We start from the raw sequence: 17,780 nt of genomic DNA, 5'->3' as shown, positions 1-17,780 counted from the left end.
AAATTTAGAGGATACAGTCTCATTCCAATCAAAATTTCGTGATTAAGAGAGTAAAAAAATGTTTAAATCCATTAAACTTATGTAAAAAGTTCTGATAAGCATCTATTACGGTCACCGCATATATGGTAGAAAAAGGGTATACCATGCTTGGGATACAAACGAACAGATCCGGTTTGATTTAAATAATATCAAAGCAGCATTGAACTTACCGACATTACAAAAAATTTCCAGGAACAGTTTAACACTCACCAAATAAACTGTTCCTATTCAACCATTTTGAGTTTATTTGGCAGAAGTAAATAAAGTTAATACTTCTTGCTTACTCGTGTTTGCTTTACACATATAATGAAAACAATTAATTGACCTATTTTTATTATGAAAAGGTCGGAGCAGGAAATTCATCAATTTTGATACGAAGTAAACTATATGGTTTCTGTCGTAAGTCTTTTCCATAATGAAATCTAGGCTGCCGATGCAATTGGTTCACAATGACATACAAATATTGATCCGGACCAATTGAAAAAGTATCGGGCCATAAAATTCTCGGATCATGTGCGATAGTTTCCATTATGCCGTTTGGCAATATCTTACGGATACTGTTGTTTTCATAATCTCCCGCATAAACAGTTCCCTTTGCATCGGTGATCATTCCATCAGATGCACCTTTTTCTCCCCAATACTCCACATGATAAGGTAAATCCATGTCCGGTATCATTCTGTCTCTCAGGGCTTCTGTTGAAATCGAGAACAAATGGCGACTGGTTAGTGGAGCAAAAAATAATACCTTTCCATTGGGAGAAATCGCAAGACTATCAGACGCCAATCTAAATGGAGAAGTTGAACCGTCTTTGTTTCGATTCATTAAAATTTGACCTTCTACTTTCGGTAAAAAATAGGGATCGGGTGAAGTTGAATTTGCCCCATTTAACCTTCTAAACGCGTTTCCATTTGATAAATCTACGACGATAATAGCTCCTGGTCCTCTTGAGGAAGAATCCGTTATATAGGCATAACCTGCTTTTCCAACACGAAAATCAAAACGGACATCATTAAGATAAGTTGTAGGCAGAACAACATCTTCTGTAAAGGTATATACTTTTCTTATTGTATTGGATTCTAAATCAACAGCGACTAATTTTGCCCCCCCTTTAATAGGCTCAGAAAAATTCGGTGCCGCTGTATCTAATATCCAAAGCGTTCCCCTTCCATCAACAACTACACTTTGGACACTGATGAAAGTCATTGTGACATTCTCGGGGTTAACCAAATTGGTTTGTAAATTGGGATAAGGCTGCAATTTATCCTCCACAATTTCTGCCACCGTAAATTTAACATCGTCTCCCCATTTCGGAAAGCAAATGAAAATACGACCGGTTTCTGAAACCGTAACACCTGTAGGCATAGCCCCATAAAATGTATAAACTAGTTCTAAATTGCCGAAATATTTTTCACTAGGTAACATAGGTTTCATAATATCCTCCTCAAGCATTCAAACGGGATATCTCCTATATATGATTTATATTTTTTCTAGTGCATGTTTCTTAATAATTTTTCTTTACGAAAAGATGATATTGTTTTCAAAATTTAATAAGTCTGTCAGAAGAAAGAAAGCATTTGTTAAACGTCTCCAGATGAAGAGGACTCAAAGTTCAATATTCCCGAATCAACGTTAAACTGTTATAAATAAAAATTAGAAAAAATTTCAACTAAACTGCCCTTTATCACAATAAGAAAAGCTGCCTCAATGGCAGCCGTTTATCTTTAACTCTTGCACTTGTTAATTTAAGCACAATTTTTCCAGCCAAGTTTACTTACCTTCTTCGTTACAGCTAACCGGAGAAGGCTTGGGGGTAGAACAGCCCCTTTTCAACTAATCTACCAATAATAAGAGCTTTTACAACAAAGGCAGCAATCCGTCTGGATTAATATCCTTGTTATAGTCACTGTATGTATATAATGGTATAATATACCAAAGGATAAAAAGGAGGTGAAGTATGCCTATAATCGTTCCAATGCTTATTATTATTATCTCATTGATTCTTTCTCATAAGATTAAGAAACCAAAATATGTCCCTTTATTCTTTTTTCTATTGTTTTTCTGTCACAATATTTATATGACTTCACATAATGTAAAATTTTTCCCTTTGTTTTATTGGACTATTGCATTTACTATGCTATCAGCTTTAACAATCATTGCTTCCCGGTCCCTTACAAAATTAGCAAGAAGTTGAGCTCGGGTGCTTATATGACCCTGTCTATGACAAGTATATAGGCACTTTCTTCAATTTTATAATAATAAGTGCATTTTTCTTCAACAAATCTCCGCCCCGTTAATGGAACAAGAAAAAACCGCCAATGGCGGCTCTAATTACTCAAGAACAAGTTTGTTTATAACACATCAAATCCATCCTATTGTTATTACGCCATCATGACAAAATTCAATTATGTATTTTAGATCTGGACCATAAATCCATTGATCTGGACCCATATACATAACAGCCTCAACGTTCTCCAGTATGGTGGATAAGGAGGTTTTTACCACTGGGGAATTATATTCACCAGCAATAAGGTAAACAGGTACTGATATGTCCAATGAAAGGTTAGAAAGGACAGCAGGAATCGTCAGTATATCTTCTGAAGTAAGAACAAGTTTGTTTTTCACCTTTTCCCAATCAATTCTTCCCCAAAATGCAATAGGAAAACAACTGGTCATATTACTTGTAATCCTGTCGCTTTCGCTCTCATCCAATATATCCACTTTGTCCTTTTCGTGGAACACCTCTAATATCTCCGTAATTTGTTGCTCTTTATGCAATTCTTCTTCTTGCTTCTTTCTTTCTTGGAGTAGATGTTCTAGACGCTTTTTTCTCTCTTCTCTATTCAAGGAAAATGCTCCTTTTCTAAACAGCTATCTCACTTAAATGAATTTTTGTCCTTTCCAAGCAGAGCCGTTGCAATTGCTCCAAAAAAGCTACCTAAAGCCTCAACCATCTTGAGATTAACCTCCTTTATATCGATTAAATGCCTAAAACAAAATTAAACAGAAAGATACAATAATAATAACAAAAGTCGTATACAGACCAGGAGTAATCTCAATTCTCCCAAGTTTCCATCTTTGTTTTTTTTCTGTTGTAGGAAATATAATTTTGTATAATGCAGCGATAGCTAAGATAAACAAGAAGTTGAACATGGGATCTAAATCAAATTCATATAAAATTCTTGCAAATGTAACGGCAAGCAGGACAAGAATTACGTCCAGAAGAGTATGGGTATTACCATCTCCTTTAGCAATTATACGGTTCATAAAAAAACTCCTTTGTTTAAGTAACTGTTATGGCGACCATTTGTGTTACCTTAAATACGACATGATGACATAATTTGTTTCAATATTTTTGCAGGAAGTTCTTCTTCAATTAACCTTTCCGTTATTGCAGTCAGAAAAATCCTAAAAACGCAATGTTTACATTATAATTAAAAGTGTCAGTCTGTTTAGGGTGGATTTTTATGCGTCGGTTATTACTGTTTATATTGATGACTTTAGTTGGATATGGGCTGTTAACTATAAAAGTCATTTAATCTAATCAATATTTCAATTCGTAGTCCGCAAACGATTCCAGAAGCTTTTAAGCCGCCGTAAATGAATAGGGATATAGTTCGCTGTAATTGCAGTTAATCCTTCTTTCATTAACCTGGCCCATTACGTACATTAGGCAATAAGAGTCAATTTGGTTGGTTTAAAGTAAAGAACTTTATAAAAGAAAAGTCAAAATCCTCGTCAATATGACCGAGGGTTTTGACTTTGTTGCACCATTATTAATTCAATTCAGTTGCCATTTTGGGCATTTTTTTGTTTTTGCACCTCGAAAAGGAATCCTTTACGCTTCAGGATCCTATTTTTTGATAAATGTTACTGCATGCGCAAAACACTACTATTAATGATCATAATGGCAATCATATTAGGGACCAATGGCAAATACCGTTAAATATGCTGCGCCAGTTAAATCGTAAGCTGCGCTTCCTCCCAAAGCCTTTCAAATGCTAAAAGATTGAAATGTTTATCAATCGTTAATTTATAAATATCCGGCTTTGTTGTCCTTTTCCAAAAGTCGAAATCAAATTCTCTGTTAAAATACTGCAGTGCAGTGTGCAGGTCATGATATTACCATGTATACCAATAGCCACTCTCTTCCCCTGGTACTTAGAAATAACATCCCTTAATGCACGGATTCCACGTTCCTGCACTTCTTGGTTGGACTCGCCGCCGGGATATTTAAAATCTGGGTGCTCAAAAACATATTGCATCGCTTCATTTGGATTGTTGAAATAATGATCTCTAGCTGCCAAATCTCTTTCCCGGAAGCGCCAGTCCAATTCTACCTCTTTATCTATGTATTTTGATAACCCTTCTACCCGTTTGTCTCGCCCTTACATAAGAACTGGAAATAATATGTTCGATATTCTCTTTTATTAATATTTCAGTTATTCTCTTAGCATCCTTCCATCCTTGTTCGGACAGCTCCCTTGTTTCTTCATGTTCTAATGAAAATAAAGAATGTGCATGTCTTACAAAATAAACTTCGGTATTCATTGATCTACCTCTTCCGCCATCAAAATAGTCTTTTTTGACAATGATACTATGCGGCTTCCTTAGCGGCAAAACAATTATTTAGAATTTTCAAGCTTGTCGATAGCTAGTCAGGCTTTGTAATATTTCTCGGGAAATTGTTGAATATTGGTGTTACATTGGCTAAGTGACCCAAGTATTAAGTTTATAACGATTCCTTAAAGGTTACAAAATTCATTAACGCAATGTAAAAGCTGAATAAAGAATTAATACTTATTTTGTGATTATGCGGAAACGTTGCTGCATAAACTTAGCCGGACATTACTTCATGTGCCGCTGTTACGTGATCATCGATTAATATTATTTATCACTAGGATCCCTTATATAGACGGTGAAACGATAATTTTATCTTATTGGCTTCTCAATTGACTTTTGTTATACATAAGCTCGTTCCTCTAGGGTCTTTTCGATACATCGTTCCGCTATTCTGACATTTCTATAAAGGTCAGCAAAGATGGTTTTCACCATGCCTGTAATTCATATATCGGAGGGCGATACGCAACGTTTAAGCAAACGGCTTAACAGGCACTTACTTCCTAAATATCGAGAAAAGCCCTCCCCATTTTACTTTACGTCTTTGTATCTCTACTTCCAAGCGTCTATTAAAATGGTTTTGTGAAATCCATTCTTGTTTCTGTTCATCCCGCATACTTTGTATTTCTCTTTGCAAAAGTTCACTTCTTTGTTTTTCTTGCTGCAGCATTGCTTCATAATGGCTCTTTTGCTGTTCAATAAATTTTTCAATTTTGGCATTCGTTCTTTGTGCGGAATTTCCAATGCTTGAACTTATAACATGATGATCCTGTTGAAGCCTCGCTACCTTTGTTTTAAGCTCTGACATATCGTTTGCCAGCTGGTTATTCATTTCACGTGTGGCGGCCAATTCATTGGCTAAAAACATTAAGACCTCTTTTAAATGACTGGGGTCATGTGATAATTGTTCGTATGTATCATTTAACGCTATCTCTGTTTTGTTAGGTCCTGTTAATCTTTCTTTTTGCTGATCCACAAGATCTTTAGCTGTATCGTCGAGTGGCTTTTCTGTATCGCGTAACGCCATAAGCGCTTTAATGTCAGATTGAACAAAAATGCGCCGGTCGCCATCCTTCAAAAACTCATATCCATTCCGCTCTAAGATCTGTCCATACTTTCGAACTGTGGGAGTTGCAATGCCCACTTCTTCTGCTACTTCCTTTGAAGAGAAAGCTCGTTCATTAGGTTGTATATCGTGTCGCATATCGGACCTCCTCCCCCTCAATATGCAGGTTATGAAATTGATTTACAAGAGTCATATCGCCTATATCTATCTTAGTGGAGCGATATTGATTTTGCCTACATGACTAGTACAAAAAAAGAAGGTCGCCCGACAGTTAATAAACCGTGTAAAGCCCTTCTCTTATAAAACCTCGGTAAATCAAAGCTCTATGAGATTTATTACATAATGCCGCCTATTCCCTTCTTATAAAACATCGGAGGACATAAAGGAGGGCACCAAAGGAGACTTTAGATGCAATAAAAAACAAAGGATAGATGAGCAGCAATGAAATGCCCTTTTCTATCCTTTTTTACAATAAGCTTATGCCCCTGATTCAACAGGACACATAAATATTTCATGTGTTGTTAGACTATGAAAGTCTAAAATAATACCATTTCTTGTTTTTCAAGCTTTCCGATTGACCACCTGAAGCGTCTCCTTGGCTTTGGCTTTTCTTACCAGGGTGAAATAACAAAGGAAAGCCAAAACGCTGGCGCCAAAAATGACTGCGGCCATAGGAACTCCTGTGTCGGGTCCGCCAATCCCTACAAGCGGGGCAGATAGAGAGCCCATGACAAAAGGCAATACCCCCAATAAGGCAGAAGCGCTGCCCGCCATATGTCCTTGTGACTGTATGGCCAAAGTAAAAGACGTCGTCCCAATCATACTAATGGATGATATAAAGAAGAAAACTGGGATAGCGACACCAATAAGCGGGGCTTTTAGTAAGAGTGCAATCAATAACCATAAACCTGATACATTCGCAATGGCGAGACCTATTTTCAGGAAAGTCCCTTCCGAAATAGTGTCGGTTAAGCGGCCGACTGACTGACTCCCAATGATTAAAGCCAACCCATTGAACCCAAACAAAAGACTAAATTGTTGGGGGGTCACTCCGTAAACATTCTGATAGACAAACGGAATACCAGAAACATAGGCAAAAATACCGGCAGTGATAAACCCCTGAGTTAATGCATAGCCCATGAACTCTTTATTTTTAAATAATTTGCCAAAATTGCTCAATACATAAGGCAAATTACTTGGGACACGCTTTTCAGTTGGCAGTGTCTCTTTTAACTTAAATGAAACGGTAAAGATCAATATGGTTCCAATACATGCCAGAGCAATAAAAACCCAATTCCAATCATTAAAAGCAAGGATCGCTCCTCCGGCAATCGGGGCTAAGATTGGTCCGAGGTTCCCGACTAACACCATTAAAGAAAAAAACTTTGTCAGTTCCTTTCCGCTATAAAGGTCCCTTACGATTGCCCTTGATATAACAATTCCACCTGACGCCGCAAACCCCTGCACAAATCGGCACCCAATAAGGAAATAGATATTGGGTGAAAATGAGCATGCAAGGGATGCCAGGACGTACAATCCAAGGAAAAACAACAAAGGTTTCCGGCGTCCCTTCACATCACTTAATGGCCCAATGACTAATTGCCCTAAACCAAGACCCAATAAGCAGGATGTCAAACTAATCTGAACGAGTGAAGCGGTCGTATGATAATCTTTTACAATGGTAGGAAAGGACGGCAAATACGTATCGATTGTAAAAGGACCCAAAATTCCCAGAGATCCTAAAAGTACAGCAAGCTGCAGTCGCTTCTTTCGGCTAGATTTATCCAAGATGCTCTCGCCTTTCTTTATTTAATTTTTACATCCTCAATACACAATCATAAATGTTTCGAGAACCGAAATTAATTCCCTTCATTATAACTGGAAACTTGCCTGTTGGTAAACAATTTAATATTAAATATTAAATTAGAAAAGTGCCAGCCTGATCAGCCCTGACCGGTTAAGGCGGGGCACGAAAGAAGGAATTTTCCCCACCTGAGGCAGGGCTTAAGGAAATCCAGGGGTTAGATCATACGAATAACAATACCATAATGACCGCAAATAGAAAGAAAAGGCCTCCCAACAGTTTACTAAACTGATGAAAGACCTTCTCTTACAGTCATATATTTAATTGCGTATAAATCACGGACATATCAGGTTCTGACAGGCTCTAAATCCATGATCTAAAAGGGTTTGCTAACCCTAATTACATCATGCCGCCCATTCCGCCCATTCCGCCCATGTCAGGCATTCCAGCACCAGCGTTTTCTTCTGGCTTATCAGCTACAACTGCTTCAGTTGTTAGGAACATAGCTGCAACTGAACCAGCGTTTTGAAGAGCTGAACGAGTTACCTTTGTAGGGTCAACGATACCAGCTTCGATCATGTTTACCCATTCGCCTGTAGCAGCATTGAAGCCTGTGCCAACTTGTTCGCGCTTTAAGCGTTCAACGATTACAGAACCTTCAAGGCCTGCGTTGTGAGCGATTTGGCGAACTGGCTCTTCGATTGCACGAAGTACGATGTTTACACCAGTAGCTTCGTCTCCTTCAGCCTGGACTTCAGACACTTTATTGTACACGTTTAGAAGTGCTGTACCACCACCGGCTACGATACCTTCTTCAACAGCTGCACGAGTAGAGTTTAAAGCATCTTCGATACGAAGCTTGCGCTCTTTCAATTCAGTCTCTGTAGCAGCACCAACTTTGATTACAGCTACACCGCCTGCTAATTTAGCAAGACGCTCTTGAAGCTTTTCACGGTCAAATTCAGAAGTAGTTTCTTCTAATTGAACACGGATTTGGCTTACGCGAGCCTGGATTTTATCAGTTTCTCCAGCACCTTCTACGATTGTAGTGTTTTCTTTAGAAACTACAACCTTAGCTGCACGGCCCAGTGATTGAATTGTAGCAGATTTAAGGTCAAGGCCGACTTCTTCAGTAATTACTTCACCGCCAGTTAATGCAGCGATGTCTTCCAGCATAGCCTTACGGCGGTCACCGAAGCCAGGTGCCTTAACTGCTACAGCATTGAATGTTCCGCGAAGCTTATTCACAACTAGAGTTGCAAGTGCTTCACCTTCAACATCTTCAGCAATCAATAATAGAGGCTTGCCTTGCTGCACTACTTGCTCAAGAACAGGAAGGATTTCCTGGATGCTTGCAATCTTCTTGTCAGTGATCAGGATATATGGATTTTCCAAAACCGCTTCCATTTTATCTGAATCAGTTACCATATAAGGAGAAGCATAACCGCGGTCGAATTGCATACCTTCTACAACGTCCAATTCAGTAGTGAAGCCTTTGGATTCTTCAATTGTAATAACACCGTCGTTGCCAACGCGTTCCATTGCTTCAGCAATCAGTTGGCCAACTTCTTCGTCAGCAGAAGAGATAGCAGCAACTTGTGCGATAGAAGCTTTGCCTTCGATTGGCTTGGAGATCGCTTTTAATTCCTCGATTGCAGCGTTAACCGCTTTTTCAATACCTTTACGGATACCCATTGGGTTAGCGCCCGCAGTTACGTTCTTAAGACCTTCACGGATCATGGCCTGTGCAAGAACAGTAGCAGTAGTTGTACCGTCACCAGCAACATCATTCGTTTTGCTTGCAACTTCAGCAACAAGCTTCGCGCCCATGTTTTCAAAAGCATCTTCAAGCTCGATTTCTTTTGCGATTGTCACACCGTCATTTGTGATAAGAGGTGAGCCGAATTTCTTTTCAAGAACCACGTTGCGTCCTTTTGGTCCAAGCGTTACTTTTACAGCGTTCGCAAGGGCATCTACCCCGCGAAGCATGGCACGGCGAGCGTCTTCACTAAATTTAATATCTTTAGCCATTTTATGAATCCTCCCAATCGTTATAAATTATTTATTGTAGAGTTAAGTATTTTTGTTATTAGCCGATTACAGCCAAAATGTCGCTTTCGCGCAAGATTAAGTATTCAGTGCCTTCATATTTTACTTCAGTACCAGCGTATTTTGAGAAGATAATAGTATCGCCTTCGGCAACCTCTAAAGCAACACGTTCTCCGTTTTCAAGCACACGGCCTGTTCCAACGGCAACTACTTTACCTTCTTGAGGCTTTTCCTTTGCAGTATCCGGCAAAACGATACCGCTTGAAGTCTTTTCCTCAGATTGAACAAGTTCAATTACTACGCGATCACCTAATGGTTTTAACAAGTGAAACAACCTCCTCAAATTCTAATTGATTGTTGGTTTATTTATTAGCACTCATTCACACTGAGTGCTAACACAATTATTATATTAAATAAATCATCTGCCTTTTGCAAGTATCAAAACCAAAAATTTCACATTAATTTCCTAATGAAAACTTACATATTATTTTATAAAAATGAACTGTTAAGAAACAATATGGACAAATATGTATCGCTTTATTGGAGTTATCGCTTGTTTTTTGATACGATTTTACTGATGCAGATTTATTACACCAGAGAATATCCTATATTACCCTAACCAGAAAATACTCAAAAGATTCATCAAAGCTTGGCCGTTCGTGTAAAATAGAAGGTACAGGTACATTATACGTAAAAGGGGATTTCATTTTTGAGAAAAGAATATTGGTTTGTCATCATCGCCTATATTGCTATGCAGCTATCTGGCATAGTAGGCATCCCAATCATGATGTTTCTGGGGATGGCGCTTGGTGTTCCATTGGATGAGATCCAACATAAAGCTGGGGCGTATTGGATTGTCTTCAGTTTTATCGTCGCTCTTATCGTCATCCTATTTTTATTGCGCAAAGATATTAGAAACAATATAGACAATAGAAGGCAGTCATCTCCGGGAGTATCACTAGCCTGGGCGGTTGGCGGCGTGTTCCTCGCACTATTCTCCCAATCGGTGGCAGGAATGATTGAAAAGATGCTCGGAATAGAAACCGGGTCAGAAAATACACAGGAAATTCTGCAGTTAATCAAATCTGTTCCTGCAGTCATTTTAGTAAGCTCCATCATCGGACCGATATTAGAAGAATTAATCTTCCGAAAAATTATATTTGGTTCACTATATAAAAGATTTAATTTCTTCATTTCCGCTTTAATAAGCTCTATCATCTTTGGCGTGGCACATTTTGAGCTTGTGCATATTCTGCTTTATTCAGCAATGGGCTTTACGTTTGCCTTCTTATATGTCAAGACAAATCGAATAATCGTGCCCATATTTGCCCATGTTGCAATGAACACTTTAGTAGTCATCTTACAATCGGCCTATAAGGATGATATTGAAAAAATGATGAAAGATATGGAGCAAGCTCAAAGCTTTATCGGAGGTTTATTATGAGACGTCAGTCACCATTAACAGTAGGTTTAATATATATGGCAATCGGAGTCCTGTTCACCGTATTTGCAGTGCAGCATGTATCACAATCAGGCTGGGGCTTTTTTGCCTATTTCCTTGTTCTTTTGGCTACCCTGGATTTTGGATCAGGAATCCGAATGCTCATGCTGCATTTCAAAATCAAATCCATTCAGAATAAAAAGAAATAAACACCCTAAAATGACCCTCGACTAATTACTGCCATATATAAAGGGTCAGCTAAGTACGTTGCATCCCGTAACAACGGTAACTGGTCCCACTTCGTGTGTGAACTGGCAAACGCCGAGGTCAGCGCATTCTGTGCAAGTCCGACCATCAAAAGATACAACTTCTTAATACTTTTAAAAAAAGGCGCTGCTTTTGGCAGCGCCCTTTTTAGTCCTCCAATACTGGTTCATCACTCATCACAGGATAATGTTTTAAAAAATACACTAATGATTGCAGTTCGACAGCAAGGTCAATATGATGGACCCTAATGGTGGACGGCGCATTCAGCCGGGCCGGGGTAAAATTTAATATCCCCCTTATTTCAGACTGTACAAGCCTATCTGTGATATGTTGGGCAACTCCGGCAGGCACAGTAAGGATCGCAACAGACACATCTTCTTCCTTAAGTCTTTGTTCAATTTCATCCATATGATATACCGGGACTCCGCTAATTTCGGTACCCACCTTATCTTCATCGACATCAAAAGCCAGGGCGATCTTGGTATTATTATTTTTTAAAAAGTTATAGTTCAGGAATGCTGTCCCCAAGTTTCCGACACCTATCAAAGTTACCTTTGTCAATTCGTCCTGGTCCAGTGTTTTTCTAAAAAAGGACAAAAGGTAATTAACATTATATCCGTATCCTTTTTTCCCCAACGCTCCGAAATAGGAAAAGTCTCTCCTGATCGTCGCAGAATCAACTTTCACTGCTTCACTGAGCTCAGCCGAAGAAACCCGCTGCTTTCCAGAGGAATGTAGATTCTTTAAGAAACGATAATATAGAGGCAGCCTCTTTGCAGTTGCCTGTGGTATCCTCAAATGTTCCTGGCTCATAAATCTCCCCACTTTCAGCTTTCATCGTTGACACTAATCAGGCTGGACCTGCCGTTTATAGTCGGGGCTTGAAACTCCGCCTGTTTTTTCAACCAAATACGTTTGTCCGATGACCATTCCTTTATCCACAGCCTTGCACATATCATATACCGTCAATGCAGCGGCACTTGCAGCTGTCAGCGCTTCCATTTCGATACCTGTACTTCCTTTTGTCTTTGCTGTTACAGTGATCACCAGTCTATGGCTTTCATTCTCCTTTACCCACTCAAAAGAAATATCAACACCGTGCAAAGGAATTGGATGGCACATAGGAATAATATTTGAAGTATTCTTTGCCGCCATAATCCCGGCTACCTGGGCAACTGCAAGAACGTCGCCTTTTTTCATTGAATTGTTCGAAATTTTCTCGTATATTTCAGCATTTAAAAGAATGCTGGATTTCGCAGTCGCAGTCCTCACCGTTTCCGGCTTGGAACTGACATCTACCATTTTAGCTCTTCCCTGGTCATTAAAATGTGAAAATTCAGCCACAAAAAAACACCTCTCTTTTAAATCATACACTATTTTACCCTATTTTTGTTTACGTTTGTTTTGTTTTTCACATAATCAACCCTGTTGCCGATAAACCCGCTAATACGTTACACTTATTATAATGTGATAGAGGTGAAAAACAATGATTTTGTTACAGGTTAACCAACTTTCAAAATACTTCGGAGCAGAACTGATCCTATCTAATATGAAGCTCGAAGTTCAAAATAGAGATAGAATTGCATTGGTAGGGCGTAACGGGGCTGGCAAGTCTACGCTATTAAAGATGATTTCAGGACAGCTCTCTTATGATAGCGGCGAAATCCTGCGCCCCAAAGGAGTCACCATCGGATACCTTGCCCAGGATACCGGACTCGAATCGGAGCTTTCCATCTGGGAAGAGATGCTGACAGTATTTGAGGATTTGATCCTGCAGGAGAAACAGCTAAGACGGCTCGAAACAGAAATGTCCAATCCCGACGTTTTCGAAAATGACGGGGCTTATCAAAAGGTATTAAGAGACTATGATGAGCTTCAGGTCAAATTCAAGGAACAAGGAGGCTATCAATACGAGGCGGACATTCGCTCAGTACTGCATGGCCTTCAATTTGCTGATTTTAATGTTAACACCCCCATCTCAAGCCTTAGCGGGGGGCAGAAAACCAGGCTGGCATTGGGGAAACTTCTGCTAAAGAAGCCAGATATACTGATCCTGGATGAGCCTACAAACCACCTGGATATCGAAACACTTGCCTGGCTTGAACAATATCTTCAAGCTTACCATGGCGCCGTGCTAATCGTATCTCATGATCGTTATTTTCTAGATAAAGTAGTCAATCAGGTATATGAAATTTCAAGGCATTCCATTAAAAAATACCATGGAAACTATAGTACGTACCTGCAACGGAAAGCAGAAGACTACGAGCGCGATTTAAAGCTATATGAAAAACAGCAGGATGAAATAGATAAGCTGCGTGATTTTATTCAAAAAAATATTACCCGCGCGTCCACAACGAAGCGTGCTCAAAGCCGCAGAAAGCAGCTGGAGAAAATGGAAGTGCTGGAAAGGCCGCAGGGAGATGAAAAATCCACTTCCTTCTCTTTTGAAATTGAGCGGCAAAGCGGAAATGAAGTTTTGAATATCAATCAGCTTTCCATAGGATATGACAAGCCGATTTCGCGCAACATTTCTATGCGTATAACAAAGGGCGAGAGCATAGCTTTAGTAGGCCCGAATGGAGTAGGAAAATCCACTCTGTTAAAGACGTTAATTGGGAAGCTGACACCCATAAACGGCGAGTTTCATTTTGGAACCAACGTTCAGTTAAGCTATTACGATCAGGAACAAGCCAATTTAAAATCGAACAAAAGAGTGCTGAATGAATTATGGGATGAACATCCTATAAAGCCGGAAAAAGATATTCGAACTATTTTAGGAAATTTTCTTTTTTCTGGAGATGACGTTTTAAAACCTGTATCCGCACTTAGCGGTGGAGAAAAGGCAAGGCTTGCCCTCGCCAAAATGATGATGGAAAAGGGTAATCTTTTGATTTTGGACGAGCCGACCAACCATCTGGACCTGGAAAGCAAAATGGTGCTTGAAAATGCGTTGATTAACTATCCCGGAACCATACTCTTTGTGTCTCACGATAGGTATTTCATTAACCGCATTGCAACCAAGGTAATCGAATTATCCGAGGATGGCAGTGAAGAATTCCTAGGGGACTACGATTACTATCTTGAAAAGAAACAGGAACAGGCTGAGTTAAAACAGCTGGAGGAGCAAGAAAGAAGCATCCCGTTAGAATTATCCGTAGAGAAGAACAATTTTAAAATTGATAAAGAAGCAAAGAAGATTGAAAGGCAGCGAAAGCGCAGGCTTGACGAAATAGAGCTTACCATGGAAAAGCTCGAGGCAGAAATGCAGAAGTATAATGAACTTTTATGTGACCCGGAGATATTCCAGAATCACGAAAAAGTTCTTCAGATTCAACAGAAGCTTGATAGCACGCAAGCGGAGATCGACACCCTTCTGGAAGAATGGGCTGAACTCGAAGAGATTAACAGTTAGATACATGCACGATAAACCGAAGCATTGAAGCTTCGGTTTTTATTTGTAGTTATCCACTGACTTGTTCACAGCCTGGGGGTTATTGATACAGCATCTTTTATACTTTTCCACACCATCCACATTTATTATGCTATTTATCCACAAAATCACCAGTTATTCACATGTGTTTTTATCAGAATTTTAAAAGTTGTCCACAAAAAAAGATCTGACATGTTTTAAGATGTCAGATCTTAGTCATATGCTTAAATTATCCACAGCTTTCTTACATTTGCTGCAGATCTAATCCGGGATTTCCATTCAAAGCCAGATTTGACCTTTTACCCTGCTCAAATAAAACACTTCCTGCTGCACCTATCATCGCAGCGTTATCTGTACAGAGGTACAAGGGGGGAATAATTAATTCCCTTTCTGGCATGGAAGCGAAAGCCTCCGTTAAGGCATTCCGCAAGCCCTTATTTGCCGCTACTCCGCCAGCCAGCAGAACCTGCTTCACATTATATTCTTGGGCAGCCTTAACGGTCTTGGATACCAGGACATCAATGACACTTTCTTGAAAGCTGGCAGCAAGGTCCGCCGGATTAATCTTCTCCCCACGCTGTTCTGCATTGTGCAGGGTATTAATCACTGCAGATTTTAAACCGCTGAAGCTAAAATCATAGGATCCTTCCAGCCACGCACGCGGAAGCGGTATAACTGGACTGCCTTCATGCGCAAGGCGATCAATATGTGGTCCTCCCGGATATGGAAGATTCAAAGTTCTTGCTACTTTGTCATAAGCCTCTCCTGCAGCATCATCTCTTGTTTCTCCAATCACTTTAAAAGAGCCATGTTCCTCAAGCAGCACAAGTTCCGTATGCCCTCCAGAAACAACAAGAGATAAAGCAGGAAATTTCATTTCGGCAGTAAGTCTGTTTGCATATATATGTCCGGCAATATGATGTACTCCTACCAGCGGGATATTATGGGCAAACGCTACCGCTTTGGCGGCATTGACACCAATAAGGAGGGCCCCTACCAATCCAGGCCCTTCTGTCACTGCAATCGCATCTAATTCGGAGTATGTAATCCCAGCCTGGTTCAGTGCTTCCTCAAGCACTATTGTCATTTGTTCAACATGATGCCGGGATGCTATCTCAGGGACTACTCCTCCAAAACGTTTATGGCTTTCTATTTGGGACGCAACCACATTGCTTACTATTTCAGTTCCGTTTTTAATGACTGCTGCCGCTGTTTCATCGCAGCTGGTTTCGATTCCTAGTACCATTAGGTCTTTCACTATATATTCACCCACATAACATAAGCATCTTCAAGATTATCGGTATAGTAATTTTTCCGGATTCCTCCTCTTTGGAATCCAAGTTTTTCGTACAGGCGCTGAGCGACAACATTGCTGACCCTTACTTCCAAAGTCATTCGTATAATACCATGTCTCTTCGCGATTTCCATCATTTTAAGCAAAAGGGCTTCCCCCAGCTTCTTGCCCCGGTACTCCGGCAGTATGGCTATATTTGTAATATGGGCCTCGTCTATGACCAGCCATGCGCCGCAATACCCTACTATTTTCCCCTCGTCCTCTAGTACAATGTATTTGGCAAATTGGTTGTGATGCAGTTCATTATAAAAGGCATCCCTGCTCCATGGCATTGTAAACGAGAGCTTCTCTACAATCAAAATCTGATCAATATCCTCTTCTCTCATATACCGAAAAGTCATCGTATTATTCATCAGCGATTGTCCTCTTCCTTTGTTTATTTACCGTGCTTCTCAAGCCATTTAGCCTCTGCTTCGGCTAAACGCAGATAATTTGGCACAAAGCTGTGGATATCTTCATTTGGTCGTTCCATTCCCAAAAAGGCAAGTTCCCCCGGCCTTGGATTATTCAGCTGCACAGGGGAAAACACTGCCTTATTTTCAAGTATTTCCGTCAGTGGCTCCCGGTGCAGTTCTATATCTGATCCTAGAAATAATACCTTTTCATTATATCCATTTAGCTGCTCCGCCCAATCCGTATTCAGAATATTGGTATCCTCTAGTATGGACTCCAGACGGTCGTTCTTGTATTGATATAAACCTGTATATAACTGTCCTCGCCTGGCATCAAATAATGGAGAAATCAGCCCATCAAAGTATCGTCCACTGGCAGCCAATGCTTCCAGGCTGGAAACTCCGGATAAAGGAATATTTAATGTCCATGCCAGCGTTTTGGCAATAGTCACGCCTATTCGGACACCAGTATAGGAACCAGGGCCTTTTGCCACAACAATCTTATCCAAATCAGCCGCAACCGTATCACAATCCTTTAATAATTGTTCAATCGCAGGCATAACACGGACAGAATGATTGATTTTCATATTAGTTATATACTCGCCCAATATTGTATCTTGTTGAGTTAAAGCTATGCCTAAAGCATAATTCGATGTATCAATGGCTAGCACCTTCATCAAAGAATCTCCTTACATAATCTATGGTATCTCTCACCTTGTGGTTCCAAAACCAAGCGTCTGCTAGTATCCCCGGTCCTGTAAATATAAATGGTCAAAAGTTCAGAAGGGAGCTGATCCTTTATTAAATGTGCCCACTCAATGACTGTAAGCCCTGGTCCTTCAAAGTACTCATCAAATCCTAAGTCCTCTTCATCATCACTTACTCGATAGACATCCATGTGATATAACGGCATTTTGCCGTGATACTCTTTAATAATAGTGAAAGTGGGGCTGTTAACAGTTCGCGTTATTCCCAGGCCTTGCGCAATACCTTTAGTAAAAGCCGTTTTCCCAGCCCCCAAATCCCCTTCAAGGGCGATGACATCACCAGGAACGACTATTTCTGCAATCCTCCTTGCCAGCTCACCAGTCTCTTGTTCACTATTAGAGATAAATTCGTATGACTGCATAAACTCACCTTTTATGTTAATTGACATTATGTTTGTTTGATAGGCAAACAAGTATATGGATAGTTTACCTTTTTTTGCGTGGTAAAACAAATCATCCATTGACTGCACCATTTGGACATAAAAAAAAGCGAAACAACGTTTCGCTTTTTGACGATTGCGGGGACAGGATTTGAACCTGCGACCTTCGGGTT

General features: G+C 39.9%; 18 protein-coding genes and 1 tRNA gene (1 of these 19 running past the window's edge). 3 read left to right on the top strand and 16 right to left on the bottom strand.

Features of this window, described 5'->3' with window-relative positions; all coding sequences use genetic code 11:
• Positions 1-373: 373 nt before the first annotated feature.
• The 9 genes from V1500_RS02060 to groES form a co-directional block, all read right to left on the bottom strand.
• On the bottom strand, positions 374-1,471 hold the full coding sequence (locus V1500_RS02060) for an L-dopachrome tautomerase-related protein (RefSeq protein ID WP_409303984.1): 1,098 nt from the start codon (positions 1,469-1,471) through the stop codon (positions 374-376).
• A gap of 927 nt (positions 1,472-2,398) precedes the next feature.
• Positions 2,399-2,884, bottom strand: a complete 486-nt coding sequence (locus V1500_RS02055; RefSeq protein ID WP_409303983.1) for a hypothetical protein — start codon at positions 2,882-2,884, stop codon at positions 2,399-2,401.
• Between the two features lie 141 nt (positions 2,885-3,025).
• Entirely contained in the window at positions 3,026-3,304 is a 279-nt protein-coding gene (locus V1500_RS02050; protein ID WP_409303982.1) for a hypothetical protein, read from the bottom strand.
• Positions 3,305-4,065: 761 nt separating this feature from the next.
• Complete coding sequence (locus V1500_RS02045) at positions 4,066-4,371, bottom strand: histidine phosphatase family protein (protein ID WP_409303981.1); 306 nt, start codon at positions 4,369-4,371, stop codon at positions 4,066-4,068.
• A gap of 10 nt (positions 4,372-4,381) precedes the next feature.
• The gene (locus V1500_RS02040) at positions 4,382-4,588 is read right to left on the bottom strand and encodes a histidine phosphatase family protein (RefSeq protein ID WP_409303980.1); all 207 of its coding nucleotides are present in this window, start codon (positions 4,586-4,588) and stop codon (positions 4,382-4,384) included.
• 565 nt (positions 4,589-5,153) lie between these two features.
• Positions 5,154-5,861 carry a hypothetical protein gene (locus V1500_RS02035; RefSeq protein ID WP_409303979.1) on the bottom strand — a complete coding sequence of 236 codons (708 nt, stop codon included), beginning with the start codon at positions 5,859-5,861 and terminating at the stop codon, positions 5,154-5,156.
• Positions 5,862-6,284: 423 nt separating this feature from the next.
• On the bottom strand, positions 6,285-7,511 hold the full coding sequence (locus tag V1500_RS02030; protein WP_409303978.1) for a Bcr/CflA family multidrug efflux MFS transporter: 1,227 nt from the start codon (positions 7,509-7,511) through the stop codon (positions 6,285-6,287).
• 415 nt (positions 7,512-7,926) lie between these two features.
• Complete coding sequence (gene groL / locus V1500_RS02025) at positions 7,927-9,558, bottom strand: chaperonin GroEL (RefSeq protein WP_409303977.1); 1,632 nt, start codon at positions 9,556-9,558, stop codon at positions 7,927-7,929.
• Between the two features lie 58 nt (positions 9,559-9,616).
• Positions 9,617-9,901 carry a co-chaperone GroES gene (gene groES / locus V1500_RS02020; protein ID WP_409303976.1) on the bottom strand — a complete coding sequence of 95 codons (285 nt, stop codon included), beginning with the start codon at positions 9,899-9,901 and terminating at the stop codon, positions 9,617-9,619.
• 384 nt (positions 9,902-10,285) lie between these two features.
• Here groES and V1500_RS02015 point away from each other — a divergent pair, with 384 nt between their 5' ends.
• Positions 10,286-11,020 (top strand): lysostaphin resistance A-like protein, encoded by a 735-nt coding sequence (locus V1500_RS02015; RefSeq protein WP_409303975.1) that lies wholly within the window; start codon positions 10,286-10,288, stop codon positions 11,018-11,020.
• Positions 11,017-11,226 carry a YdiK family protein gene (locus V1500_RS02010; RefSeq protein ID WP_409303974.1) on the top strand — a complete coding sequence of 70 codons (210 nt, stop codon included), beginning with the start codon at positions 11,017-11,019 and terminating at the stop codon, positions 11,224-11,226. Before V1500_RS02015 ends, V1500_RS02010 begins: the two co-directional genes overlap by 4 nt.
• A 205-nt stretch (positions 11,227-11,431) precedes the next feature.
• Here the strand turns inward: V1500_RS02010 and V1500_RS02005 are convergent, their stop codons facing one another.
• On the bottom strand, positions 11,432-12,097 hold the full coding sequence (locus V1500_RS02005) for a redox-sensing transcriptional repressor Rex (protein ID WP_409303973.1): 666 nt from the start codon (positions 12,095-12,097) through the stop codon (positions 11,432-11,434).
• A 33-nt stretch (positions 12,098-12,130) separates the two neighbouring features.
• Entirely contained in the window at positions 12,131-12,628 is a 498-nt protein-coding gene (gene moaC / locus V1500_RS02000) for a cyclic pyranopterin monophosphate synthase MoaC (protein ID WP_409303972.1), read from the bottom strand.
• Positions 12,629-12,770: 142 nt separating this feature from the next.
• Here moaC and V1500_RS01995 point away from each other — a divergent pair, with 142 nt between their 5' ends.
• Positions 12,771-14,696 (top strand): ABC-F family ATP-binding cassette domain-containing protein, encoded by a 1,926-nt coding sequence (locus V1500_RS01995; RefSeq protein ID WP_409303971.1) that lies wholly within the window; start codon positions 12,771-12,773, stop codon positions 14,694-14,696.
• Positions 14,697-14,958: 262 nt separating this feature from the next.
• Here the strand turns inward: V1500_RS01995 and tsaD are convergent, their stop codons facing one another.
• The 5 genes from tsaD to V1500_RS01970 all read right to left on the bottom strand — a co-directional run.
• Positions 14,959-15,960 carry a tRNA (adenosine(37)-N6)-threonylcarbamoyltransferase complex transferase subunit TsaD gene (gene tsaD / locus V1500_RS01990; protein ID WP_409305891.1) on the bottom strand — a complete coding sequence of 334 codons (1,002 nt, stop codon included), beginning with the start codon at positions 15,958-15,960 and terminating at the stop codon, positions 14,959-14,961.
• 11 nt (positions 15,961-15,971) lie between these two features.
• Complete coding sequence (gene rimI, locus V1500_RS01985; RefSeq protein WP_409303970.1) at positions 15,972-16,421, bottom strand: ribosomal protein S18-alanine N-acetyltransferase; 450 nt, start codon at positions 16,419-16,421, stop codon at positions 15,972-15,974.
• A 23-nt stretch (positions 16,422-16,444) separates the two neighbouring features.
• The gene (gene tsaB, locus V1500_RS01980; protein WP_409303969.1) at positions 16,445-17,137 is read right to left on the bottom strand and encodes a tRNA (adenosine(37)-N6)-threonylcarbamoyltransferase complex dimerization subunit type 1 TsaB; all 693 of its coding nucleotides are present in this window, start codon (positions 17,135-17,137) and stop codon (positions 16,445-16,447) included.
• Positions 17,137-17,589 (bottom strand): tRNA (adenosine(37)-N6)-threonylcarbamoyltransferase complex ATPase subunit type 1 TsaE, encoded by a 453-nt coding sequence (tsaE, locus tag V1500_RS01975; protein WP_409305890.1) that lies wholly within the window; start codon positions 17,587-17,589, stop codon positions 17,137-17,139. The genes tsaB and tsaE overlap by 1 nt, the downstream gene beginning before the upstream one ends.
• Positions 17,590-17,743: 154 nt before the next feature.
• Positions 17,744-17,780: transfer RNA gene (locus V1500_RS01970), tRNA-Met, on the bottom strand; it runs 37 nt beyond the window's last position.

Origin of the sequence: Peribacillus sedimenti, assembly GCF_046237635.1 — a bacterium.
In the GTDB taxonomy this organism is placed as follows: domain Bacteria; phylum Bacillota; class Bacilli; order Bacillales; family DSM-1321; genus Peribacillus; species Peribacillus sedimenti.
This window is presented reverse-complemented; position numbering and strand designations above follow the sequence as displayed.